The following is a 24,778-nucleotide window of genomic DNA, read 5'->3' as shown; positions in this document are numbered from 1 at the left end:
TGAACCAACCTATTGGCTTTTGTTTAGTGAGTGTGGCTTATATAGCGCAATGCGACAGTTGTCGGGACGGAATTAACGGCAATCTACCGGTGCGCATTAATGCGCACCCTACGAAAACCTCGCCTGGCGATCGTAGGGTCGCCATTAATGGCGACCTTCCGGAATGCATCACTGCATATCCAACAAATAAATGTTCATTCACCGATCGTTTCAATGATTCATTGAGGGCCTTCATGGAAAGCAAACACAAGCATTTCAAGGTACTGACGCTGGCCGGTTGTTTACTGGCGTCGATGGCGAGCGCCACTGTTTTTGCCAGCCAGCTGGTGATCATGCAGAACGAACCGCCGCGCAGCATGGACCCCGGCAACCAAACCGCGACCTTTACCGGCACGGTGCTGGACCCGATGTACGAAGGCCTGACGCGTCTCGGTGATGACGGCAAAATCATTCCAGCGCTGGCTTTATCCTGGACATCCGATGACAGCGGACTTAACTGGACCTTCACCCTGCGGCCAAATGTGAAATTCCACGACGGCACGCCATTTAATGCCGACGCAGTGGTAGAAAACTTCCAGCGTCATTTAAATACGCAGCGCGGTTTAGCCGGCAGCGGCAAAATTCGCACCTTTATTCAGGACGTGAAGAAAAAAGACGATCTCACTGTCACGTTTCAGCTGAAAAAAATTAATCCGGCGTTTTTAACTGTTTTAGCCTCCGGCCCGGGATTAATGGTGAGTCCAACAGCGGATAAAGCCGGCAGCATCAACAATAAAGCCGACGGCACCGGACCCTATAAACTCGTGCAGTACAAATCCGGCGAATATGTACTTGAACAAAAGAATCCTGACTATTGGGGGAAATCTTCCGGTCCGGATGAAATTAAATGGACGTGGAGCAGCGAGCCTTCAGTGATGAATATGGCGCTGCAATCGGGGCAGGTCGATATTATTAACCCGGTGCCGCCGCAGTTTGCTGGCATGTTGAAAAACAACGCTAACGTTAATCTCAAACAGTCGCCGGGTGCGGCGGTGTTCTGGGTCGATCTCAATACCCAAAGCAAAGCGCTGAGCGATGTGCGCGTACGTCAGGCGCTGAACTTCGCCACCGACCAGCAGGCGCTGGTGAAAGCCATCATGTTTGGTTATGCGCAACCGGCGAACTCCGCGCTGGCACCGGTCGATCCGAACTACGACAAAGCGATGCATGACTATCCGTATGATCTGCAAAAAGCCAAAGATCTGCTGAAAGCGGCGGGCTATGCCGACGGTTTCCCGATGTCGATTGCGGTGCAGGCTCCGGATGCGCGTACCGCACAAGTGCTGCAGGGCATGTGGAGCAAAATCGGCGTGAAACTTAATGTGCGCCAGATGGAGAGCGGCGTGTGGACCAAAGCGGCGTTTGCGGATGGCAAAGAGAAAGCCGCGCAGGGCACCGATGCGGTGCTGGCGTCCTGGTCTTCCGGTTTGTATGGTTCGGATCTGCAGCTTCGTCCGCTCTATCACACCAGCAGCTTTGCGCCGGGCGGGGCTAATCTGGGCTTCTTCAGCGACAAGCAAACCGATGATCTGATCGACACCGCCGCATCCACGCTCGACGATGCCAAACGCAAAGATCTCTACTTCCAGGCGCAAAAACAGATCAGCGGATTAGCGCCGCAGGTGCTGCTGTTCTATCAGGACGATCTCTATGCCGCACGTAAAAATATCAGCGGCGTGGTGATGCAGCCGGGCGGACAAATCGTCGTACGCGACGCGGTGAAGTAATAACCCAATGGTTGATGTGATATGAAAGCGTACGTCGCAAAAAAGGTGCTTTCGCTGCCGTTAATCATTTTCGGCGTGTCGATCATCGTTTTCATCGCCATCCGCGCGCTGCCGGGCGATCCGGCGCGGCTGATGGCGGGGCCGGAAGCGCCGCAGGAAGCGGTGGACAATATGCGCGTGCGGCTGGGGCTGGATCAGCCGCTGCCGCTGCAATATGTCAAATTCGCGGCGGAAGCGCTGCACGGCAACCTTGGCTTGTCGTTGCAGTCGCAGCGTCCGGTGATGACCGAGATCAGCGAGCGGTTGCCGTACACCTTATCGCTGGCGGCGCTGGCATATCTGCTGGCGATTGCAATTGGTGTTCCGGCGGGCATGACCGGCGCCATCTATCGCCAGCGCATTCCGGATCAAATCGTGATGGTGCTGACCATTGCCGGTGCATCGATTGCCAACTTCTGGCTGGCGCTGCTGGCGATGAATTACTTCGCCGTTGAGCTGGGCTGGTTACCGCTGTTAGGTGCCGATTCGTGGAAAAACTACATCATGCCTACCGTCACGCTGGCGATCTTGCCGATGGCGATGATTGCGCGCATGACACGTTCCAGCATGCTGGATGTGCTGAGTCAGGATTACATCCGCACCGCCAAAGCCAAGGGTTTATCCTCCGCCAGCATTAACTGGAAACATGCGCTGCGTAATGCGCTGATCCCGATTGTCACCATCGTGGCGCTCAACTTCGGCAGCCTGATTGGCGGCGCGGTGGTGACCGAATCGGTATTCAATTGGCCCGGTATTGGCCGCCTGCTGGTGGATTCGGTGCGCTACCGCGATTATCCAGTGATTCAGGGCGTGACGCTGGTGGCGGTTACCGGCGTGGTGCTGATGAATCTGTTCGGTGAAATCCTGATTGGCCTGCTCAATCCAAAAATAAGGTTCGACTGATGAACAGCATTGAAACTTCCGTGCTGCCGCCGCGTTCGCGCAGCCGACACCCGATCAGCATCCTGATGGCGAATCCTTCGATTGCTATCGGCGGTGCGTTAGTGCTGCTGGTGGTGCTGGCCGCCGCGCTGGCTCCGCTGATTACCCATTGGGATCCGGTGGAGCAGGATCTGCTGAATACCTTGCAAGCGCCGTCGGCCGCACACTGGTTTGGCACCGACGATTATGGCCGCGACATTTTCTCGCGCGTGATTTACGGCGCGCGCATCACGCTGTTTGAAGTGAGCCTCAGCGTCGCCATCTCAATGGTGATCGGCATTCCGCTTGGCATCATTTCTGGTTTAGCCGGACGCAAAATTGATGCGCTGATCATGTGGGTGATGGATATCATCTTCGCCTTTCCCGGCATCGTGCTGGCGATTTTGATTGTTAGCGTACTTGGTGAAGGGCTGACCAATATGCTGATCGCCATCTCGCTGTTCTCGATTCCGGTCTATGCGCGTTTGAGCCGCAACCTGACGCTGGGCCTGAAGAACATGGAGTACATTGAAGCGGCGCATATGCTCGGCGTGCGCTATCCGCGCATCATTACCCACTATATTCTGCGTAACTCAATTGGCCCGCTGATTGTGCAATCAACGCTGACGGCCGGCGCGGTGGTGCTGTCTGCCGCTAGCCTGTCATTCCTCGGTTTAGGCGTGCAGCCCCCGATGCCGGAATGGGGCACCATGATGAGCGATGGACGCAACTTCCTCGGCCTGAATATTTATGTGTCTCTCTTCCCCGGATTGGCGATTTTGATTACCGTGCTGGGCTTCAATGTGCTGGGCGACGGTTTGCGTGATGTGATGGATAAACGTTTATGAGTAAACAATCTGCGGTGATTTGCCTCGATCTGGGCGGCTCTTTTATTAAGTTAGGCGTAATGAATGCGCAGGATGAATTAACCCTTCTCGATCAGCAAAAAATCCCGGCGGCAAGCTGGGACGAGTTCACCGCGCTGGTGAGCAGCATGATTGCCCAACATCACCTGCATTTTACCGCCAGCAGTCCGGTGGCGATCTCTACCGCCGGCATTGTGGCACCCGATTCCGGCGAGATGTTTGCCAGCAATATTCCCGCGTTTCATCAGCGCCGTCTGGCAAAAGAGCTTGGCGCGATCCTGCAACGCGAGGTGATAGTGCATAACGATGCCGACTGTTTCACGTTGGCGGAAGCGCTGGCGGGCGTGGGCAAAGGACACAAAGTGGTATTTGGCGCGATTCTCGGTTCGGGCGTTGGCGGCGGATTGGTGGCGGATGGCCGCATCATCACCGGGCAGAACGGTTTGACCGGCGAATGGGGACATGGGCCGATCACGCTAACCGAAGTGGAGATCGATGGCGTCACGCGTCGACTGCCGCGCAAAGCGTGTCCGTGCGGCCAAAAAGGCTGTCTCGACAGCTACGGTGGCGCGCGTGGGCTGGAAAATCTGCATCAAACGTTGCACGACCGCACGGCGAGCAGCGTGGAGATCATTGAACGCTGGCAGCAGCAGGATGTGCAGGCGCAGCAAACCATTCAGGCATGGCTGCAAATTGTCGGGCAGCCGCTGGCGTACAGCATCAACATCACAGGCGCGTCGCGCGTGGCGGTTGGCGGCGGATTGGCATCAGTGGCTCCATTGATCGCGGCGTTAGATGAGGTGGTGCAGAGCTACGTGCTGCGCCGCACCGCGCATCAGTTGGTGGTGCCAGGCGAGTTCGCGCATCACGGCGGCATGATGGGCGCCGCCCTGTTGGCGCGTGATTTAACCAGGTGCGCATAAACGCACCAATCCATTGTAGGGCCGCCATTCATGGCGACCTCAGCCGAAGCGCTGCTGTCCCGGCAGAACGATGTATCATTGAACCAGGTGCGCATAAACGCACCAATCCTTGTAGGGTCGCCATTTATGGCGACCTCAGCCGAAGCGCTGCTGCCCCGGCAGAACGATGCATCATTGAACCAGGTGCGCATAAATGCGCACCCTACGAAAAACGCACCAAACCTTTGTAGGGTCGCCATTCATGGTGACCTCAGCCGCACCGTAACGCCAACCCTTCACACATTTTTGCGCTATCATACGCCGCTCATACTTCTCGGTCTCGACGATGGCTGTCGCGTTAAGCGCCCACGATCCTGGCTGAGTTCTTCACTTGCGGTTCGGAAAACTCATGTCATCAGTACAACCCCAACTTACTCAGCTGCCGGATGAGGCATCGCTGCCGCGTCAGAGCGTGCTAAAAGCCTTGTTCGCGCTCGGCACCGGCGGCTTTGCCATTGGTACCGGCGAATTCGTCATCATGGGCCTGCTGCCCGATGCAGCTAAAGGTCTCGACGTATCGATCCCCTCGGCGGGGCATCTCATCAGTATCTATGCGCTTGGCGTGGTCATCGGTGCGCCGCTGCTGGCGGTACTGGGCGCACGCGCCTCACGCCGTAATTTCCTGATGACGCTGATGGGCCTGTTTGCCGCCGGTAACCTGCTGAGCGCCATTGCGCCGGGGTACTACTCAATGCTGCTGGCGCGTTTCCTCGCCGGTTTCCCGCACGGCACCTTCTTCGGCGTGGCGGCTTTAGTCGCAGCCGGTTTGGTGGAACGGCGCAAACGCGCGCAAGCGGTATCGATGGTGCTGTTTGGCCTGACCATCGCCAACTTACTCGGCGTGCCCGCCGTGACGGCAATCGGCCAATGGTTTGGCTGGCGCGATGCCTTCGCGATTGTCGGCGGTCTGGCATTGGTGACGTTGCTGTTGATTTGGCTGTGGGTGCCGAACGTGGCGGGCGACAAAAATGCCAGCCCGTTGCGCGAATTGTCCGCGCTGACGCGCAAACAGGTCTTGCTGACGCTGGCGATTGGCGCGGTGGGCAGCGGTGGATTGTTCTCGGTATTTAGCTACGTGAAACCGACCATGACCGAACTGGCGCAGATGCCGGTGAGCTGGATCCCGGCGGTGCTGGCGCTGTTTGGTTTAGGCATGATTATCGGCAACATCGCCGGTGGTCGTCTGGCCGATCGCGGCATTGAAAAGACCATCCGCATTTTGCTGATCTGGTCATTTCTGGTGCTCAGCGCCTTCGTGTTTGCTGCACACTATGCGCTGGCAGGTGCCATCAACGTGATGCTGGTGGGCACCATGGTGGCGCTGGCAGCGGTGCTGCAGATCCGTTTGATGGATGTCGCCGGTGACGCGCAAACCATGGCGGCGGCGATGAACCATTCGGCGTTTAACCTCGCCAACGCGCTTGGCGCTTGGCTGGGCGGCGTGACCATTTCAGCGGGTTTAGGATGGCAATCTACCGGTTGGGTGGGCGCGATTTTGGCGGTGTTGGGTCTGTTGATTCATGCCGTAGCGATGCGCGATGCACGCCGCAAATCAATTACCTTTGCGCACGAAAGTCATTAACACGTTTCGGTCGCCATGAATGGCGACCCTACGAAAGCGTGGGATGCGCGATTATAGGGTTTTAGGTTTTGTAGGGTGCGCATTTATGCGCACCTGGTCCAATCACGCTAACTTCTGCTGCAAAAATGCCATAAACACTCGATTGATCTCACTGCGTTGGCGATGCTGCGGATAGAGCGCATTGAGATGCAGGGAGGTCGGTTGCCACTCTTCTAACACCGTCACCAGCTCACCGCTTGCCAGCGCTGGCGCCACAATAAACTCCGGCAGCAGAATCAAACCCAACCCGGCAACCGCCGCATCACGCAGCATTTCCCCGTTGTTACTCACCATCGGCCCATGCACGCTGATCACTTTGCGCTGGTCGCCATTAAACAATTCCCAGCCGGTTTGGCTTTCGCGTCCGTAGCGTAAACATAAATGTTCGCTCAGTGCTTCCGGCGTGCGCGGCGCGCCTGCGCCTTGCAGGTAGGCCGGGCTGGCGCAGATCACGCGGCGAAACTCGCCCAGCCGCTTAGCGATCAAACTCGAATCGGGCAGCGTACCGATGCGAATCGCCATATCAAACCCTTCGCCGACCATATCGACATGCCGATCCGCCAACTCAACCTGAAACTGCAAACCCGGATGCAAGCTAAGAAACTCGGCAATAAACGGCGACAGATGGCTGATGCCAAACGACATCGGTACGCTCAGGCGGAAGCTGCCTTGTAACACCTGGCGACGTCCCGATACCGCCAGCTCGGCTTCCTGCACATCATCCAGAATGCGCTGCGCATGCTGGGCAAACAGCTGGCCGTTATCGGTCACCGACAGCTTACGCGTGTTGCGATTCAGCAGCCGCGCGCCAAGCGACTCCTCCAGCGCGGCGATGCGGCGACTGACATACTGTTTCGACAGCATCAGTTGTTCAGCGGCGGCGGTGAAGTTACCGGCTTTAATCACGGCTACATAAATGCGGAGATCTTCAATCTGCATATTGTCCACTTATCGGTGACAGTCATTGTCATTATGACGCATTGTTAGGCAAATCAGTTTACGTATACTTATCTGCAACGGGAAGGGCAATCGCCCCCCAACAGCAAATTTGAGGAGCAGACCATGATTGAACAACGCCTGTCAGAACAACGCGGAGTAGGTGACCACGGTTGGTTGAATTCGCATCATACGTTCTCTTTCGCCAGTTACTGGGATCCAAAACAAACCGGCTTCTCAGACTTGCTGGTGATCAATGATGACCGCGTTGCACCGGGTCGCGGCTTTGGCGCGCATCCGCACAACAACATGGAGATCATCTCCTACGTACTGGAAGGCGCGCTGGAGCATAAAGATTCCATGGGCACCGGTTCGGTGATTGTGCCGGGTGATGTGCAGCTAATGAGCGCCGGTAGCGGCGTCACACACAGCGAGTTCAACCACTCGAAAACGGATAACGTGCACTTTCTGCAGATCTGGATCGTGCCTGGCGAACGTAATTCACCTCCGGGTTATCAGCAGGTTTCGGTCTCGGAAAGTGACAAACGCGGTCAGCTGCGCCTGATTATTTCGCCGGAAGGGGAAAACGGTTCACTCAGCGTGCGTCAGGATATCCGCATTTATGCCGGACTGTTTGACGGTGTCGAGCAGCAAACCCTCGCGCTGGATGCCGATCGTTACGCCTACATTCACGTAGCACGCGGCAGCATCGAAGTGAACGGCGTGAAGTTCAAAGAAGGCGATGGCGCACGCGTTCGCAACGAAAGCGCGCTGCAGTTTGCTAATGGTGATGATGCGGAAGTGCTGGTGTTTGATTTGCGTCCGCTGGAAGTGAATCATCCGCAGCGTTAATGATTAAAAAGAGAACAAAGAGCAGTGCGAGCCATCGCGCTGCTTTTTTTTATGCGCGATCACAGCAGTTGTAACACTTTTTCTTAACATTAATTGCAGTGATTAAGATCGCAATAATTATTTCCATACTCTCTTTAATAGTTAGCCAATGAACCTAAGCATCACGGCTTAACATGGAGAGGGCAGCATGCAAGAAAAAATCCCCGGAACGCGCTGGTATCGCGTCATCGCCCCGATTCTCATCACCTGCATTGTCTCATTCATGGATCGCGTCAATATCAGCTTTGCGCTGCCTGGCGGCATGGATCAGGATTTGGCGATCACCAGCCAAATGGCCGGCGTGGTGAGCGGCATCTTCTTTATCGGTTATCTGTTTTTACAGGTGCCAGGCGGACGTATCGCGGTCAATGGCAGCGGCAAACGCTTTATTGCCTGGTCGCTGACCGCGTGGATGGTGGTGTCGATCGCCACCGGTTTTGTCACCAATCACTATCAATTGCTGGCGCTGCGTTTCGTGCTGGGGATTTCCGAAGGCGGCATGCTGCCGGTGGTGTTAACCATGGTCAGCAACTGGTTCCCGGAAAAGGAGCTGGGACGCGCCAACGCCTTTGTCATGATGTTTGCGCCGTTAGGCGGCATGTTTACCGCGCCGATATCGGGTTACATCATCAATGTGCTGGACTGGCGCTGGCTGTTCATTATTGAAGGCCTGCTTTCCGCCGTAGTGCTGCTGGTATGGTGGCTGGTGATCGCCGATCGTCCAGAAGAGGCGCGCTGGTTACCGGCACGTGAAAAGGAATATTTGCTGCGCGAACTGGCGCGCGAAAAGGCTCAGCATCTTAAGAAGGAACCGGTCAGCAAAGCGCCGTTGAAAGCGGTGTTTCGCAACTCGGGCCTGATGAAATTGGTGGCGCTCAACTTCTTCTATCAAACCGGCGATTACGGTTACACGCTGTGGCTGCCGAGTATCCTGAAAAATCTCACCGGCACCAACATGGCGGGCGTTGGCCTGCTGGCGGCGATTCCTTTTGTGGCAACGGTGCTCGGCATCTACGCCATTTCATGGTTAAGCGATCGCACCGGCAAGCGCCGTTTGTGGGTGATGGTGTCGCTGTTCTGCTTTGCCGCTGCCTTGCTGGCGTCGGTGGTGCTGCATGACAACGTCGTCGCCGCCTATATCGCGCTGGTGGTGTGCGGCTTCTTCCTCAAGGCAGCAACCAGCCCATTCTGGTCGATTCCCGGACGTATCGCTGCGCCAGAAGTGGCGGGCAGTGCACGTGGCGTAATCAATGGGTTGGGTAATCTGGGTGGATTCTGTGGACCGTACTTGGTTGGGATCATGACGCTGCTGTATAGCCAAAACGTGGCGATCTGCTGGCTGGCGGGTTCGCTGGTGATCGCGGGAATATTTACGCTGTTACTGCCGAAAGAGTGCGATATCAATCCATCTGAAACGCGCCGACCTATGAAAGAAAATCATTTGATGGGTGTAAAACATTGAATTCAGGTAAGGCAGGATAAGACTGCCTTCACTGTTTTACATTGTCTTTTAAAACTGCAATTTCAATAACCAATCGGCTTATATGGCCATCCTGATCGAAAAATAAGTCTTTCAAGGTTGCTTTGAATTCGCCCAACTCACCCAGGTAAAAATGGGTATCTTTACCTTGTGTTAACCAAATGTTTTTAGATTCAAAAGCGATCGAGGCATAATTTTTTTCAGTTATTTTGATGTTTTTATTTTGTGGGTAGTTAATAAATAAACTCACAGATTTATTTATACTATCATAACTATATTTATCGCCAAGATAAGAGACTGTAATGTTTTCAGAGTCCAATATTTGAGGGGAGAATGCCTCGATGGTATACGACTTCATGGGTACATCAATTTCTTCTTTTTTTCTTACATCAGCGATCGTACATTGACCTTGAGGTACAACCTCAAGGTGTGCAATTTCAATTATTGCCTTATAGGTGGCGATTCCTGCAAGGAAGCCACCTAACAATGATGTTAAAAACCAGATTATTAGGTTGTTTTCGATGTTCTCTTTTATTGACATTTTTTCACCACGGGTTGATTTTTTATTGTTCCTCTTGCTTAAAATAAAGAAATAAAACTATTTTCTTGCTATGATTGTTAATATTTTTTCCGCATACTCGATTCTTTTCGCCAAATCCACTTTTGCTTTACCATTAACTTTGGTGGTTAATGCATCTATATCCCAGCGATCAGCATCTGGCAGGCAATTTCGTGTTTTCAGATACCAACATGCAGAAGAGGCTGCACCTTGTTCCGTTTCACACCATTCGGCGGCCTCTTCAACAGGTAGATTCACATAATTGGCAAATTCCTGGTATTCAGCCTTACCTGTTAGCTGAATGAGACCTCGTCCGCGATAGCGAAAACCATCACCCGAAGCAACATCGCCATTTCCGAGTCGATTGGCATACACTAAATTGCCTAATTTTTGGTCTTGTCCTAAATAGGTTTGTGCCTCTTGTTCATTGGCGAAATGCCTGTCGAAAATGCGCATGAGCTGGCGTAGCGTCGTATAACGCATATTCTCTTTGATTTCATGGAAGGTCGGGCCTGCCTCAACCATGAATTGGCCTATGGCAGCGGCAATACGGCGATCGCTGTTTATTTCGAATTTCTCAAAAGCATAGTTGAGTGCAGGAACCCACCTATCTGTATCCAATCCTGGGCTGACTTTCTTGAGAGCAATTGCGAGCGGCTCAGCAGGTGGTATTGCAATGAAATTTGAGGTTATTGAACTTGATAGCTTACTGAGTGTTGGATTGTCAGAATCACTACTGGCAACATCGCTATTTATCTGTTGTGGCTGGCTTCCAGTACTGGTTTTCACAACAGAGTTAAATGCACCCTCAATAAAATCAACCCCAGCATATCCGGCAGCAACCAACGCTAACAGTTTTTTTGCATCTATTTCACCATTCAGATCATTTAATCCAAGTGCGATCCCAGACATGCATCCCGCGATAAAACCTATCATCAATGTGACCATCAAATAACTGGCATTAAAATCTGCTTTGGCTGCATTACCATCTAAATTTAAATATCCCGCTTTATGCAGGCCAATCGTTGCGCGAATTCCCTGACCTATCATTCCGGCGGTTCCACAAAGAGCAAGAATAGTGAGAACATTTGGAGCGGTGAGTGGAATAGACATAACTATGCCTCTTTAATGGAAAAGATTATCAAATAGTCTTCAAAGGGTGTGGCGAGACTGGGGCGAAATCGTGACGCCGCATCAACGTCCCGCTACGGTTATATTAGATAAGTAAATAGTAACTTCAAGACACTGTTAGAAATATTTGTTTCTATTTTTATTATTATTGGCTTTTTTAAATGAGGGTGATAATTATAAAAAACAAAGGGATCTCAATTGCCTTCGCGTGCTTTTGCATGCCAAATAATAGCTTAATAACTAAAAATTATTGAAGTGCGTGAAATTTAAATATAATATCTTATTAATATAAATTTCATAGAGTTAGAGTATCAAATAATTGTTACTATTATAGATTTAATGATCTGAAGGGAAGTGCTTGCTTGGAGGTCACTTCATACAAGATGCGTGAAGTGACCCTTAATGCATCAATCAATCGACAGATTGTGAATAGCCAGCGCAGCGCGCGCCGCTTCTTTGCCTTTCTTGATGAAATGCTCGGTATAGAAGTTTTCGATAACATCAACCGGCTGGAAATTATGCGGCGTTAATGACACGGAGAACACCGGCACGTTGGTGGTCAACTGCACATTCATCAGTCCATCAACCACTGCAGCGGCAACGAAATCATGGCGATAGATACCGCCGTCAACCACCAGCGCGGCGCAGACAATCGCATCGTATTTGCCGGTTTCGGCCAGACGCTTAGCCAGCAGCGGCATTTCAAATGCGCCAGGCACTTCCAGCACTTTTAATTCCGCTTCTACGGATTGATCAGCTAATTCTTTTTCAAATCCCACCAAGGCATTATGGACAATTTCTTTGTGCCAGCCGGCTTTAATAAATGCAATTTTAATATTCTTCATGGATATTCCGACATCACCTGTAATTGGTTCTTGCGCATAAAATAATGTGTTTGTATACCATATGTTACGTTTGTGATCCACAAAGCCCAGGTAGCGATAAATGCCTTGCTGCTTATTTCCCTGTAAACGATCTGGTTATTCCGCGCTTGACGGCGACCATCGCCTGCAATACAAATAGACGCGTCGGGGGAGTCTCGCCAAAGAGACTGAGAGGCTAATAGCGCACTGCGCGGCTTAGCGACCCTTTGAACCTGACCCAGTTGATACTGGCGTAGGAAGACTGACAGTCTTGTTCTTTGGGCTGTCTGGCGCTCAGGCTAGCTTGATGGTTGCGCCATTTCCCTTCTCCTGTATCTGCGGGTCTCAGCTAACACTGAGAGGCCGATGTGAACTCCCCCTTTTTGAACATCCCGGAACCGGCGCTGTGAGCCGCTGGAGCGTGCTCGGCTGCGGCGTGGCGGGTTTGTGCGTGGCCACCTTGCTGGCGGAACGCGGCGAAGACGTCGAGGTGATTGGCGATGATGCGCGCCGCCCGGCATCGTGGTTTGCAGGCGGCATGCTGGCGCCCTGGTGTGAAGCCGAAAGCGCGCCGCGCGACGTCATCACCCTTGGACAACACGCCGCCGCATGGTGGCAACAGCGCGTCAGCAGCGTCAAGCATCAGGGCACGTTGGTGGTTGCGCCGCCGCGCGATAGCCAGGAACTCAACCGTTTCTCCCGTATGACCGAGCAGCACCAATGGGTCGATCCCGCCGACATCGAACCGGCGCTGGAAGGACGCTTTGCGCGTGGTCTGTTTTTCGCCGGGGAAGCGCATCTCGATCCGCGTCTGGCGTTGCAGGAGATGCGAGACAAGCTGATCGCGCGCGGCGTGCCATTCAACAATCACGCGCCGAGCGGCCAGATTATCGATTGTCGAGGCATCCACGCCGCGCCGGAACTGCCGCGCCTGCGTGCGGTGCGCGGCGAAATGCTGATTCTGCACAGCGATGAAGTGCAGTTTTCCCGCCCAATTCGTCTGCTGCATCCGCGTTTTCCCTGCTATCTGGTGCCGCGTCGCGGCGGCCACTTTATGCTCGGCGCCACCATGATCGAGAGCGACGACGCCAGCGCCATCAGCGCGCGCGCCATGATGGAGTTGCTCAGCGCCGCCTACGCCATCCATCCGGCCTTAGCCGAAGCGCGCGTCATTGAGAGCGGCAGCGGGCTGCGTCCGGCTTATCCAGCGAATCTGCCGGAAATCCACTATCACAATCACACCTTTTATCTCAACGGCATGTATCGCCACGGTTTTCTGCTGGCACCGATGCTGGCAGAGCAGCTGATGCAGCGTCTTTCTGGGGAACTTAAAAATGAACATTCAGCTTAACGGCCGCCTCATCAGCACGCAGGCAAAAAGCCTGAGCGAATTGCTGATCGAGCAGCAAATTGACGCGGCCTGCGTCGCCACCGCCTACAACGGTGCGTTTGTGCCAAAAAGCCAGTACCACTCGCAGTTGCTGGATGAAGGTTGCCAGCTTGAAGTGCTGTCACCGATGCAGGGAGGTTAAGCGATGTTTTACGATTTTGAGCCGCAATCACGCTTCCTGCTCGGCACCGCCGGTTATCCTTCACCCGCCATTTTGCAGCAGGCGATTGCCGCCTCCGGCACCGACATCATCACTGTCAGTTTGCGGCGCGAAGGCGCGGCGGGCGCGGCTTTCCGTGAATTGCTAACCGGCCTCAATATCCGCGTGTTACCGAATACCGCCGGTTGTCACACGGTGAAAGAAGCCGTCACCACCGCGCACATGGCGCGCGAACTGTTCAACACCGCGTGGATCAAGCTGGAAGTGATTGGTCACGCCGACACGCTGCAGCCCGATCCTTTCGCGCTGGTGGAAGCCGCGCGCATCCTCAGCGCAGAGGGTTTTCAGGTGTTTCCGTACACAACTGAAGATCTGATCGTTGGCGAAAAGCTGCTGGCGGCGGGCTGCGAACTGTTGATGCCATGGGGCGCGCCAATTGGTTCCGGTCAGGGCTTGCGCAACATCGACGGCCTGCGCGCCATGCGTGCATGGTTCAGTGACATTCCGCTGATCATTGATGCTGGCATTGGCGCGCCGTCGCAGGCCGCGCAGGCGATGGAGATGGGCTTTGATGGCATTTTGCTCAACACCGCCGTCGCCAAAGCCGGTGATCCGATCGGCATGGCCAACGCCTTCCGTCTGGCGGTTGAAGCCGGGCAAGCCGCAGGCGCTGCCGGACTGATGGAGAAGCGCGACATGGCCGCTGCGTCCACGCCGATCTTTGGCCTGGCAAATCTGAGTTGAGGCAGGAAAACATGCAACGTTATCAACGCCAGATGATGCTGCCGGAAATCGGCGAAGCAGGGCAGCAGAAGCTGCTCGACGCGCGCGTGCTGGTGGCGGGCGCGGGCGGATTGGGTGCCACGTTATTGCCGCAGCTGGTGGGCGCGGGCGTTGGCCATATTCGACTGTATGACGACGATGTAGTGGCGCTGCATAACCTGCATCGGCAAACGCTGTTTACTGAGCAGGATATCGACCAGTCCAAAGTGCTGCGCGCGCAGTACGCTTTGCAGCAGCTCAATCCGCAAGTGCAGATCGAGGCGCTGCAGCAGTCGCTGAGCGCCAGCAATGTGCAGCGGGCGCTGGCGGGATGCGATCTGGTGATCGACGCCGCCGATAACTTTGCCGTCACCTACCAACTTTCGGATGCCTGCATGAAGGCGGGTATTCCGCTGATCAGCGCCTCGGTGTTGGGCAGGCAAGGTTACGTTGGCGGATTCTGTGGCGGATCGCCGAGTTATCGCGCGGTATTCCCGCGCTTGCCGTCATCGGCGGCGAACTGCAACACCGCCGGCGTGATGGGCCCGGCGGTGGCGACGCTCGGCGCGATGCAGGCGCAGATGGCGCTCAGCGTTCTGCTGGAATTGCAGCCTTCACCGCTTGGTTGTCTGGTGAATTGCGACTTCGTGAACTGGCATTTCCGCCAGTTCCGCTTTGATGATGCGGAAGAGCCGGAACATGCGGTGCCGTTTATTGACCCGCAACAGCTGGCCGCGGATGACTGCATTGTTGAACTGCGCAGCTGTGAAGAGGCGCCGGTCAGCGTGGCGCATTACGTTGAGCGCATTTTGCCGCAGGAGATTGCGGCGTGGCAGCCGCCCGCCCAGCAGCGCATCGTGCTGGTGTGCGCCAGCGGCATCCGCGCCGCGCAGGCCGCCAGCGCGCTGGCGCAGCGTGGATTTCATCAGCTGGCGATTCTGGCGGCCAATCGCCCATGAATCAGGACATTCTCTTCAACGATGTGAGTTTTAGCTGGGGCGACAAACCACTGTGCCAACGGCTGAATCTGCAACTGCGCGGCGGCAAAACCACGGTAATGCTGGGACGCAGCGGCATCGGCAAAAGTACGCTACTGCGGCTGGTGGCCGGATTGCTCAAGCCGCAGCAGGGCGCGGTGCAGGGCTTAAGCGGCAATGTGGCGTGGATGGGCCAGCAGGATCTGCTCTATCCGTGGTTGAACGTGCTCGACAACGTGATGCTGTCGGCGCGGCTCAGCGGCGAAAAGCCGGATCGTCCGCGCGCGCTGGCGTTGCTGGAGCAGGTGAAACTCAGTGACGTAGCGCATGCGCCGCCGCAGCAACTTTCGGGCGGCATGCGGCAACGCGTGGCGCTGGCACGCACGCTCTATGCGCAGCGCGACGTGGTGCTGATGGATGAACCTTTCGCCACGCTGGATGTGATGACCAAACTCAGCCTGCAAACGCTGACTGCCGAATTACTGCAGGGCAAAACCGTGCTGCTGGTGACGCACGATCCGCTGGAAGCGTGCCGCATGGCCGATGACATTCTGCTGCTGCAAGGCCAGCCGCTAGCCATCGAAAGCTGGCCGGCTCCCGGCGGTGACGCGCCGCGTGCGTTTGACCATCCCGACGTGCTGCAGGCGCAGGCTCAACTCTTCTCCCGACTGAATACCCATGAAAACATTGTTTAGCGCGATCTACCTGATCGTGGTGCTGCTGTGTGGCTGGTTGCTGGCGCGTCACAGCGGCGTGCCAACCTTCCTGCTGCCCGCGCCGCAGGCAGTGCTTGAAGCGCTTTGGCTGCATCGTCAACTGCTATGGCATCACGCGCTCTATACGCTGGCGGAAATTGTGCTGGCGCTACTGCTGGGTGTCGGCGCGGGTGTGACGCTGGCGGTGCTGATGGCGGCCAGTCCGCTGCTGCGTCGCGTGCTGTTTCCGCTGGTCACCGCCAGCCAGGCGATACCGGTGTTTGCCCTCGCGCCGCTGCTGGTGCTGTGGCTCGGCTTTGGTATCGCCTCGAAAGTGGTGGTGGCGGCCTTGATCCTGTTCTTCCCGCTGTGCTTATCACTGTTCGATGGGCTGTGCCGCACGCCCAGCGGCTGGCTGGAACTGGCGCAAACCAGCACGTCATCGCGCTTCCGCATCTTCTGGCGCGTGCGCTGGCCCGCCGCGTTACCGCAATTTTTCTCCGGCCTGCAGATGGCGGTAGTGCTGGCGCCGATTGGCGTGGTGATTGGTGAATGGGTCGGCGCCAGCGAAGGACTCGGCTATCTGATGATGCAATCCAACGCGCGACTGGAAACCGCCACCAGCTTCGCGGCACTGCTGCTGTTACTGATTCTGGCGCTGCTGCTCTCGGGCAGCGTGGCGCTGATGCGTAAGAAAATCCTCTGGCAATCTACATAAGGAAGTACCGTGAATACCCTACGAATCGCATTGACCGCGTTGCTGCTGCTGGCGACCGCCAACGTGCAGGCTGCGGAGAAAGTTCGCCTGCTGCTCGACTGGTTTATCAACCCCAACCACGCGGCGATTTTTGCTGCCCAGCACAGCGGCGCGTTTAAGAAAGAAGGGCTGGATGTGGAGATGATCGCGCCGGCCGATTCCGCTTCGGTGCCATTGCTGCTGGCGGCGGGCAAAGTCGATCTCGCCATCAGCTACCAGCCGCAGCTCTACACGCTGGTGGATAAAGAGGTGCCGGTGATCCGCGTCGGCACGTTGATTAATCAGCCGCTGAATACGCTGACCACGGTGTCGAATGATATCCACTCGCTTAAAGATTTCGCTGGCAAAACCATCGGCTACGCGGTGCCGGGAACCGAAGATGTGGCGATCCGTAATATGCTGAAATCACAGGGCGTTGATGCTGACTCGGTGAAGCTTATCAACCTGAATATGGATGGCACCTCCGCGCTGCTGACGCACAAGATTGATGGCGCGATGACTATCTTCCGCAACTACGAGCTGCTGGATCTGAAAGACAAAGGCGCGAAGCCAACGGTGTTCAAGCCGGAAGATTACGGCGTGCCTGCGTATGACGAGCTGATTATTGTGGCAAACCAGAAAACTGCTGCGCAGGACAAACGTATTCCGGCGTTTTTACGTGGTTTGGATGCAGGTGTGGCGTGGCTGCGCGCGCATCCGCAGGAAGCGTGGCAGGCGTTTATTAAGCAATATCCCGAGCTGAATACGCCGCTCAATCACGAGGCGTGGCAGGCGACGTTGCCTTATTTCGCGCAGCATAGCGCGGAGTTTGATCAGGCACGCTATCAGGCGTTTGGTGAATATATGAAAGCCAATGGCGTGATTAAGGCTGTGGCGCCGATGGGGCGTTATTCCCTTTAATTAATTCTGTTCGTGCGACGTTAATCTAAAATTCCCTATTCATATTTTGTTGCTGTGAATAGGGTGTTTACTTCTTCAAAAGCTTCTTTTTTTACCTCTTTATCATCCTCTCCATCGTAAAGTCTGTCAATAACACTATGATTTATAACATTTAACATGTGTTAAATGTCATCCGGACGTTGATGATGAAAATTAACAACGTTTCACAAGTCATCTCTCTGCTCATCCATTACGCTTCGAAAAAGGATTAATCGATTAGGGAATTATTAATGGATTGAATCAACCAAATAAAGATTGTTAATTCTGCAAGACATAACGGATTTATATAACTGCAATATTTTCAATGATTGGTCAGAAAATGAAAAATAAAAATGGCAAATTATCTTCCGGCTTAAAATTCGTCAGCTGGATGAATATTTGCGTGCAATGCACTTTACCGATTATATCAACCCTCGCAGTACTGCCCGCGCGTGCGCAAAGTAGTGAAATGGTTCGTCAGGCGGATGAGGAAGACCAGCAAACCCGAACTCTGGCTGGGGTGGCAAACAGTGCCGGTAGCTTCCTCGCCAACAATCCTGATAGTGATGTCGCCAACTCAATGCTGCGGAATTACGCGACAGGAGAAGCCGGTGCGCAGGCGCAGCAATGGCTCAGCCAGTTTGGTACGGCACGCGTGCAGCTGGATGTGGATAACAACTTCTCTCTGAAGAACTCACAATTTGACCTGATGGTGCCTTTCTATGAAAGCCCGGATAAGCTGCTGTTTACGCAAGCCAGCCTGCATCGCAGTGACGATCGTAGTCAATCCAATCTCGGTTTGGGTTATCGCCAGTTCAATAATAACTGGATGTTCGGTCTTAACAGCTTTATTGATTACGATATTTCCAGGCAGCATGCGCGTGTAGGCTTTGGTGCGGAATATTGGCGCGACTTCCTGAAATTTAGCGCTAATAGTTATCATCGCCTGACTAGCTGGAGAGATTCACCAGACCTCGAAGATTATCAGGAGAGACCCGCCAACGGATGGGATATTCGCGCTGAAGGCTGGTTACCAGCTTATGCACAACTTGGCGGCAAACTCACTTACGAGCAATATTATGGTGATGAAGTGGCGCTTTTTGGCCGTGATAATCGCCAGAAAGATCCGCGAGCTATCACTGCGGGCATCACTTATACGCCAATCCCACTTTTCACCCTCAGCGCCGAACAGCGACAAGGACAAAGCGGCGCGCACGACACACGCTTTGGTCTGGAAATGAACTATCAGCTTGGCCTTTCCTGGCAGCAGCAGATCAATTCTGATCGTGTAGCGGGTATGCGCAGTCTCTCAGGTAGCCGCTACGATTTAGTCGCACGTAATAACAACATCGTGTTGGACTATCGTAAGAAAGAGGTGATTTCACTAAATGTAGTTAAAAGTATTCAGGGGCGCAGCGGCGAACAAAAACCTGTAAATGTGCAGGTCAACAGTAAACACGGTTTGCATCATATTGACTGGACGGCGGCAGAGCTGACTGCGGCGGGAGGGCAAATATTGTCGGAAGGGGCGAGCCACAGTGTGGTTTTCCCAGCATGGAAATCGGGACCTGACGCGGTCAATCGCTATACCTTGCATGGCGTGGCGGTGGATAGCAAAGGGAATCGCTCGGCACGCAGTGAAACCGTTATCGAGGTAAATTCACCCGCCATCAGCTTGCAAAACAGCGTGTTAACACCTATTGACGGCGCATTGCCAGCGGATGGGCAGAGCAAGCTGGTAATGACGCTCAGCGTGCGTGATGACCAACAGCAACCTGTTGACGTCGATACGGCTGACATTGCAGTTACTTTCAAAGCGGCGCGACAAGTACAAGGTGCGACATTGTCCAGCCCTGAACGCAAGTCCGCGGGTGTGTTTGAGCTGGTATTAACCTCCGGCGCGCAGGAACAGCCACTGATCCTCACGCCAACGGTGAAAGGTATCGCCTTAGCTGATGTCACGGTGAATGTGTTGAAAGATTTACCAGACAGCAGCGAGTCATCAATGGATGTCGCGGACGAAAATTCAGACGCACCGATTTTGTCATTCACGGCCAAAGATGCGGCAGGGAATCCCATCAGTGGTATTGCGGATAAGCTGGGATTGGCGGTTAAAGACAGCCATGGCGCGGATGCAGGCGCGACCGTGACTTTTGGTCCGATAACTGAAACGCGTGCCGGTGGCAAATATCAAACCACATTGAAGGCTACGCAAGCGGATGCCTACGTCATCACGCCAACGTTTAGCGGTGTGCCGATGAACCATCTGAGCGCTTCCGTCAATCTGACGGGTAACAGTGTGCCGGATGCTTCCCGTTCAACCTGGATCGCAACACCCACCTCCATTCCAGCTGATGACGTGACAACTTCAGCGCTGACGTTTAGCGCCTTTGATGCGCAAGGTAAACCGGTGATGGGTATTGCCGATCGTCTGACGCTGGCTGCGCGAGCCGCCGACGGCAGCGAAGTGGGTTCAGGCATTTCTCTGGATAAGCTGGTAGAAAGCAGTCAGCGCGGTATTTACACCACCACGTTAAAAGGGAGTGCGGCGGGTACGTATTCAATAACGCCGCGTTTTGATGGAGCTGAACTCAGCAACCTTATTGCCAACGTAACCTTGATTGAAGCATCAGATGTGGATATTGACGATACCGCTTCAACCCTCGATGTTGACCCGGTTTTCATTGCCACACATCGCGATTCAGCAACGCTAAACTTTTACGCAGTGGACAAGCAAAGCCAACCGATTAACGGCTTAGGGGATAAATTGGCGTTTGATGTCAAAGCCTCAAATGGATCTGCTACGGGCAGTGAAATTGTTGTTGATAACATTAAGGATCACGGCTCCGCAGGCTATTACACGGCAACAGTGCACGGCACTCAGGCGGATGCTTATACCATCACAGCGAAAATCAACGGTAAGATCATCGATAAGATTGCTACCACCGTCTTACTCTATGATTCACCGGATGGTGCGCAATCGACCTTTACTGCCCAAACCGATTCCCGACAAAAAGAGGATATTGTCAGCTCTACGTTGACGTTTGTTGCCCGCGATGCGCAAGGTCAACTGGTGAACAATATCACCCCTAAACTTTCGGTGCGTGTCACGGCTCAGAACGGCTCTGCAGCATCGGCTACGCCATTTGCAATGCGCTCAACGAGAGGAATTTATATTGCCACCTTTGAGGGCAGTAAAAATGACACCTATACCTTGACGATGCAGTTTGAAGGACGTGACCTTGCAGGAACTCAACCGCTGGTGCTGAATTTTAATTCAGGTGTTGTCGAAGTCGATCATCTGGAGGCGAATTCACACAGCTTCAATAGTGACAGCGGCTTCCCACGCACGGCTTATCCAGGCGCTTCATTTAAAGTCCATTTGAAAGATGCTGATCCCTCGGATTTTGATTGGGATGCGGGCAATACCTCCGCAGTTTCGGTTGATGCCAACGGTGTTGTGACCATTGGCGATAAATCAGCCGCAGGAAAAGATATTGTCATTACCGCCACGGCGAAACAGGGCGGGGCAAATACAAGTTATCGTTTCCGCATCAATGAGTGGTTCAATCCCGTTGGTAGGCAAGGGCCGGCGAGTTATCTCCCGATCTTATGCAATGGCTCAGATGATAACGACATGCCTGAACTGAGTAAGATGTCGCTTGGCACGAATGTTCGCGGAGTGGGCACGCTGTGGTCGGAATGGGGCAACGCGTTACCCTACATGATGTGGGCAAAAGATGAGAGTAATGGCCCGAGCTACAACTCCTATATGAACGGCAGTAATGGTCAAACGGGATTCTTCTCCGCAACCAATCCGATGGATATTGTTTGCAGTAGCCATCACGGTTAGCGAATAAAACCAGAATCGAGCTTCCCAAGATGTTAATGGGAAAAATCAAGCCCAGTCAGGAAGTTACATGGCTGGGCTTTTAATTTTTAACACGCTGATAAGGGTATGAAATATCCATTAATCACAACGTTTCACATCTATTCACTCGTTAATGCCCTGAGGCTTTATTAGCCTCTCATCAACTTAAGGCGAGTAGGGATAATATGATGAGAGAAAACTCCGTAAAGAAAAACATCACTCGCGGCAGTGGTGTTTTAAATAAAGTGATGATTATTGATGAGTGGCCGGTTTTTTCACATGGACTCGCGTTATCGCTTAATGCAAGGGAGTGTATCGCTTTGCATTCACACTATAACTCGACTGAACATACACTTAACGAGATAGAGGATGGAGAATACGATGCTGTTTTTATTGGCTATTCTGGTGCGCAAGATCAGAAAAATGTTCATGCGGTGACAACGGCACTAAGGTTTAAAAATACACCCGTTTTTATTATGTCTGAAGAGAAGCACTATAAAGAAATCATGCCGCTCATCACGCATCGCTGCAAAATTTTGCTCAGAAGTGAATGTCCTGAACGCATATTGCAGGAAGTGATGAGCGCAAATTACGTTAATTCTTATGTAGTCACTGGCGCGCTCAGCGCTGATCCTATGAGCACGCCGTCCACACCCTTAACACATGCAGAAAAGCAGGTATTGAGTGAAATGCTCAAAGGCTATTCATTAACAGAGATAGCTAAGCGTTTTAGTAAAAGCGTTAAAACAATCTCTGCGCAAAAACAAACGGCGATTAAGCGATTAGGTGTGAGAAATACTCAGGAGCTTTACTTATTTCTCACCACCGCCAGAGGAAAAAATTTGATTCGCTGATTTCCCTTGCGCCAACGTTGATTTTTTTGATAGTGATATTTATTCTCAACAATCAAGTGATGGACAACCTGATGCGTTTCCCCGCTCTTTCTCTGCTGCTTAGCCTGTTTTTCATTTGCACCGATGTACAAGCCAGCGCCGCATGGCCGCGCACCCTCGACACACCCAAAGGCCCGTTCACGCTGCAACAGCCGCCGCAGCGCATTGTTTCTACCAGCGTCACGCTGAGTGGCACCTTGCTGGCGATTAACGCGCCGCTGGTCGGTTCCGGTGCCACCAGCCGCAGCAGCAGCGTGTCGGATGCGCAGGGCTTTTTCACGCAATGGAGCGCGGTGGCCAAAGCGCGTCAGGTTACGCCGCTTTACATTTCGCAGCCGAACGCCGAAGCGATTGCCGCCGAAGCGCCAGATTTGATCGTGATAGCTGCCACTGGCGGCGATTCGGCGCTGCGCCTTTACGATCAGCTGCAAACCATCGCTCCGGTGTTAGTGATCGATTACGGCGATAAGAGCTGGCAAGCCCTGGCTTTGCAGTTGGGCGAGATTACCGGCCATGAAGCCGATGCTAAAAAGGTGATTGCAGCGTTCGACCAACGGGTAGACGCGGTGCGTCATAAGATCACGCTGCCACCGCAGCCGACTTCTGCGCTGGTCTATTACGAAGATGGACGCGGAATGAACTTGTGGACGCCAGCATCGGCGCAGGGCGCGCTGTTGCAGGATTTGGGCTTCACACTGGCCGCGCCGCCCGCCAGTTTTCAGGGCAGCACCAGCATGGGCAAGCGCAATGACATTATTCAGCTGAACGGGGAAAACATGGCGGATGGCATCACCGGCAACACGCTGTTGTTGTTTGCCGCCGATGAGAAAACCGTGCCGCAGGTGGCGAAGAATCCGTTCCTCGCCCATCTTCCTGCGGTGCAGCAGCACAACATCTTTGCCGTAGGTAATGACACTTTCCGCCTCGATTACTACAGCGCCAGCAATATGCTCAGCAGCATCGAGCGGCAGTTTACCCGTTAAGCATCTGCCGTAGCGGGTTGCGGCGCGTCCGGTTGTTCACCGAGGCGCGCCGTACGCAGACCGCGCGCCGCCAGCGAAAGCAGCACCAGCAATCCCGCCGCCAATCCGCCAAACCACAGCACACTGCTCAGCGGTGCCAACGCGCGAGCCAGCGCACCCAAGCCCAATGCCCCAACGGAATCACCGGTGACATCCTGCGCGGTGCCGAGGCTGTTGACGCGTCCCAGCAGCGCATCCGGCGTGTGATGCTGCGTCAGCATAAACTGCAACAGCGAGGCGATGGCGTTGCTGTAGCCGTAACACACCAGCGCCAGCAGCGCGGGCAGCAGATGGCTGTAAAGACCGAGCGAGGCGATGCAGGCAAATGCCAGCAGCGCACAGCCAATCAGCACCAATCCAGGACGTGCCAACTGCCGCACCCAGCCGCTGGTAAAGGCACCGATCATTGCACCCAGCGGCACCGCCGAGTACATCAATCCTAATGCGGACGCATCGGCGTGATAGGTCAGCGCCAGCGCCGGGAACAGAATACGCACCGCGCCAACCATACTGAGCAGCAAGCCAACCAGCACTACCGCGCCAACCACTTTATGCTGGCAGACAAACTGCATGCCGCTTGCCAGCGCGCGCAGCGGATGTTCGGGTTCCTGCTGTTCGGGCTTCATCGACGGTAAACGCACCAGCGGAATCAGCGTCGCCAGCGTGCCCATCGCGGCGACTGCAAAGGCCCAACCGACTCCCGCCGCGACGATGATCATACCGCCGAGCGCGGGCGACAAAATTGCGCCGAGGCGCACCGTCAGCATGCTGAGCGCACCGGCTTCTGCCAGATGTTCACGGCCAACGATTAATGGGATCACCGCCATTAGCGCTGTCATGCCAAGCGCGCCAAAGAAGCCATCCCAGAAGGCGAGGAAGTAGAGCGCCAGCAACGACGGCGCTGGGCTGAAGGCGTTGAGGCTGAGCAGCACAAAGCCGATGCCGCAGGTGCCGCGCGCGAACAGGATTAACTTGCGACGATCGTAGCGATCGGCCAGCACGCCGCCGAGCAGCAGGCCGATGAACATGCCGATGCCGTCGAGCATTACCGCCACGCCGACCTGCAGCGTGGAGCCGGTCATTGCCTGAATCTGCACCGGCACGCCAACCGCCAGCATGCCAAGGGCGAATACCGAGAGCATGCGCGCGCAGAATATCGCGCGGAACGATGCGTTGTTTTTGAGCAAACTGAAATCTAAGAATATCGAGGGCTTAGCCATGATTCTCCAGTGTATGTGAACGAGGTCGCCATTAATGGCGACCCTACGGTGCGCGGTTGTTGCCGGTCGCCATAAATG

At 54.3% G+C, this 24,778-nt stretch carries 22 protein-coding genes and 1 riboswitch; of the genes, 17 read left to right on the top strand and 5 right to left on the bottom strand.

The features are described from left to right. The first annotated feature begins 233 nt into the window (after nucleotides 1–233). The 5 genes from NR302_RS23155 (at nucleotide 234) to NR302_RS23135 (ending at nucleotide 6,136) form a co-directional block, all read left to right on the top strand. The gene (locus NR302_RS23155) at nucleotides 234–1,766 is read left to right on the top strand and encodes an ABC transporter substrate-binding protein (protein WP_258145458.1); all 1,533 of its coding nucleotides are present in this window, start codon (nucleotides 234–236) and stop codon (nucleotides 1,764–1,766) included. A gap of 21 nt (nucleotides 1,767–1,787) precedes the next feature. Next, entirely contained in the window at nucleotides 1,788–2,708 is a 921-nt protein-coding gene (locus tag NR302_RS23150; RefSeq protein WP_258145457.1) for an ABC transporter permease, read from the top strand. Beyond that, nucleotides 2,708–3,574, top strand: a complete 867-nt coding sequence (locus tag NR302_RS23145) for an ABC transporter permease (RefSeq protein ID WP_258145456.1) — start codon at nucleotides 2,708–2,710, stop codon at nucleotides 3,572–3,574. The genes NR302_RS23150 and NR302_RS23145 overlap by 1 nt, the downstream gene beginning before the upstream one ends. After that, on the top strand, nucleotides 3,571–4,515 hold the full coding sequence (locus tag NR302_RS23140; RefSeq protein ID WP_258145455.1) for an ROK family protein: 945 nt from the start codon (nucleotides 3,571–3,573) through the stop codon (nucleotides 4,513–4,515). The genes NR302_RS23145 and NR302_RS23140 overlap by 4 nt, the downstream gene beginning before the upstream one ends. A 388-nt stretch (nucleotides 4,516–4,903) precedes the next feature. Next, nucleotides 4,904–6,136 carry an MFS transporter gene (locus NR302_RS23135; protein ID WP_258145454.1) on the top strand — a complete coding sequence of 411 codons (1,233 nt, stop codon included), beginning with the start codon at nucleotides 4,904–4,906 and terminating at the stop codon, nucleotides 6,134–6,136. 102 nt (nucleotides 6,137–6,238) lie between these two features. On the opposite strand, the gene NR302_RS23130 is transcribed toward NR302_RS23135, so the two are convergent. Further along, nucleotides 6,239–7,114, bottom strand: a complete 876-nt coding sequence (locus NR302_RS23130) for a LysR family transcriptional regulator (protein WP_258145453.1) — start codon at nucleotides 7,112–7,114, stop codon at nucleotides 6,239–6,241. A gap of 123 nt (nucleotides 7,115–7,237) precedes the next feature. Here NR302_RS23130 and NR302_RS23125 point away from each other — a divergent pair, with 123 nt between their 5' ends. Together NR302_RS23125 and NR302_RS23120 are read left to right on the top strand one after the other, a co-directional pair. Next, nucleotides 7,238–7,963 (top strand): pirin family protein, encoded by a 726-nt coding sequence (locus tag NR302_RS23125; protein ID WP_008110708.1) that lies wholly within the window; start codon nucleotides 7,238–7,240, stop codon nucleotides 7,961–7,963. Between the two features lie 187 nt (nucleotides 7,964–8,150). Next, nucleotides 8,151–9,464, top strand: a complete 1,314-nt coding sequence (locus NR302_RS23120; protein ID WP_258145452.1) for an MFS transporter — start codon at nucleotides 8,151–8,153, stop codon at nucleotides 9,462–9,464. A 28-nt stretch (nucleotides 9,465–9,492) separates the two neighbouring features. Here NR302_RS23120 and NR302_RS23115 read toward each other — a convergent pair whose 3' ends face one another. The 3 genes from NR302_RS23115 to NR302_RS23105 all read right to left on the bottom strand — a co-directional run bounded on the left by NR302_RS23115 (nucleotide 9,493) and on the right by NR302_RS23105 (nucleotide 12,017). Continuing rightward, nucleotides 9,493–10,023, bottom strand: coding sequence for a hypothetical protein (locus NR302_RS23115; protein WP_258145451.1), 531 nt, complete (start codon nucleotides 10,021–10,023; stop codon nucleotides 9,493–9,495). A 57-nt stretch (nucleotides 10,024–10,080) separates the two neighbouring features. Then, complete coding sequence (locus NR302_RS23110; protein WP_258145450.1) at nucleotides 10,081–11,154, bottom strand: hypothetical protein; 1,074 nt, start codon at nucleotides 11,152–11,154, stop codon at nucleotides 10,081–10,083. Between the two features lie 425 nt (nucleotides 11,155–11,579). Further along, on the bottom strand, nucleotides 11,580–12,017 hold the full coding sequence (locus NR302_RS23105) for a 6,7-dimethyl-8-ribityllumazine synthase (protein WP_061719087.1): 438 nt from the start codon (nucleotides 12,015–12,017) through the stop codon (nucleotides 11,580–11,582). A gap of 175 nt (nucleotides 12,018–12,192) precedes the next feature. After that, nucleotides 12,193–12,312: riboswitch (TPP riboswitch) on the top strand. Nucleotides 12,313–12,441: 129 nt separating this feature from the next. Between NR302_RS23105 and NR302_RS23100 the strand changes: the two genes are divergently transcribed. From NR302_RS23100 to fepB, 10 genes are all read left to right on the top strand, one after another. Further along, nucleotides 12,442–13,386 (top strand): FAD-dependent oxidoreductase, encoded by a 945-nt coding sequence (locus tag NR302_RS23100; RefSeq protein WP_258145449.1) that lies wholly within the window; start codon nucleotides 12,442–12,444, stop codon nucleotides 13,384–13,386. Beyond that, nucleotides 13,370–13,567, top strand: coding sequence for a sulfur carrier protein ThiS (thiS, locus tag NR302_RS23095; protein WP_258145448.1), 198 nt, complete (start codon nucleotides 13,370–13,372; stop codon nucleotides 13,565–13,567). The genes NR302_RS23100 and thiS overlap by 17 nt, the downstream gene beginning before the upstream one ends. Nucleotides 13,568–13,570: 3 nt before the next feature. Beyond that, nucleotides 13,571–14,329, top strand: a complete 759-nt coding sequence (locus NR302_RS23090; RefSeq protein ID WP_258145447.1) for a thiazole synthase — start codon at nucleotides 13,571–13,573, stop codon at nucleotides 14,327–14,329. A gap of 11 nt (nucleotides 14,330–14,340) precedes the next feature. Next, complete coding sequence (locus NR302_RS23085; protein ID WP_258145446.1) at nucleotides 14,341–15,306, top strand: HesA/MoeB/ThiF family protein; 966 nt, start codon at nucleotides 14,341–14,343, stop codon at nucleotides 15,304–15,306. Further along, complete coding sequence (locus NR302_RS23080) at nucleotides 15,303–16,019, top strand: ABC transporter ATP-binding protein (protein ID WP_258145445.1); 717 nt, start codon at nucleotides 15,303–15,305, stop codon at nucleotides 16,017–16,019. The genes NR302_RS23085 and NR302_RS23080 overlap by 4 nt, the downstream gene beginning before the upstream one ends. Then, the gene (locus tag NR302_RS23075) at nucleotides 16,003–16,737 is read left to right on the top strand and encodes an ABC transporter permease (RefSeq protein ID WP_008110724.1); all 735 of its coding nucleotides are present in this window, start codon (nucleotides 16,003–16,005) and stop codon (nucleotides 16,735–16,737) included. The genes NR302_RS23080 and NR302_RS23075 overlap by 17 nt, the downstream gene beginning before the upstream one ends. 9 nt (nucleotides 16,738–16,746) lie before the next feature. Next, nucleotides 16,747–17,676, top strand: a complete 930-nt coding sequence (locus tag NR302_RS23070) for an ABC transporter substrate-binding protein (protein WP_258145444.1) — start codon at nucleotides 16,747–16,749, stop codon at nucleotides 17,674–17,676. Between the two features lie 358 nt (nucleotides 17,677–18,034). Then, nucleotides 18,035–21,547 (top strand): inverse autotransporter beta domain-containing protein, encoded by a 3,513-nt coding sequence (locus tag NR302_RS23065; RefSeq protein WP_258145443.1) that lies wholly within the window; start codon nucleotides 18,035–18,037, stop codon nucleotides 21,545–21,547. Between the two features lie 203 nt (nucleotides 21,548–21,750). Beyond that, nucleotides 21,751–22,419 (top strand): LuxR C-terminal-related transcriptional regulator, encoded by a 669-nt coding sequence (locus NR302_RS23060; RefSeq protein ID WP_258145442.1) that lies wholly within the window; start codon nucleotides 21,751–21,753, stop codon nucleotides 22,417–22,419. A 71-nt stretch (nucleotides 22,420–22,490) separates the two neighbouring features. Continuing rightward, the gene (gene fepB, locus NR302_RS23055) at nucleotides 22,491–23,441 is read left to right on the top strand and encodes a Fe2+-enterobactin ABC transporter substrate-binding protein (RefSeq protein WP_258145441.1); all 951 of its coding nucleotides are present in this window, start codon (nucleotides 22,491–22,493) and stop codon (nucleotides 23,439–23,441) included. Here fepB and entS read toward each other — a convergent pair. Then, entirely contained in the window at nucleotides 23,438–24,700 is a 1,263-nt protein-coding gene (gene entS / locus NR302_RS23050; protein ID WP_258145440.1) for an enterobactin transporter EntS, read from the bottom strand. The genes fepB and entS overlap by 4 nt on opposite strands. Nucleotides 24,701–24,778 lie beyond the last annotated feature (78 nt).

This window comes from Pantoea sp. SOD02 (assembly GCF_024707505.1).
Taxonomy (GTDB): Bacteria; Pseudomonadota; Gammaproteobacteria; order Enterobacterales; family Enterobacteriaceae; genus Pantoea; species Pantoea symbiotica.
The sequence above is the reverse complement of the archived record's forward strand: the minus strand, read 5'-3'. Positions and strand labels throughout refer to the sequence as shown.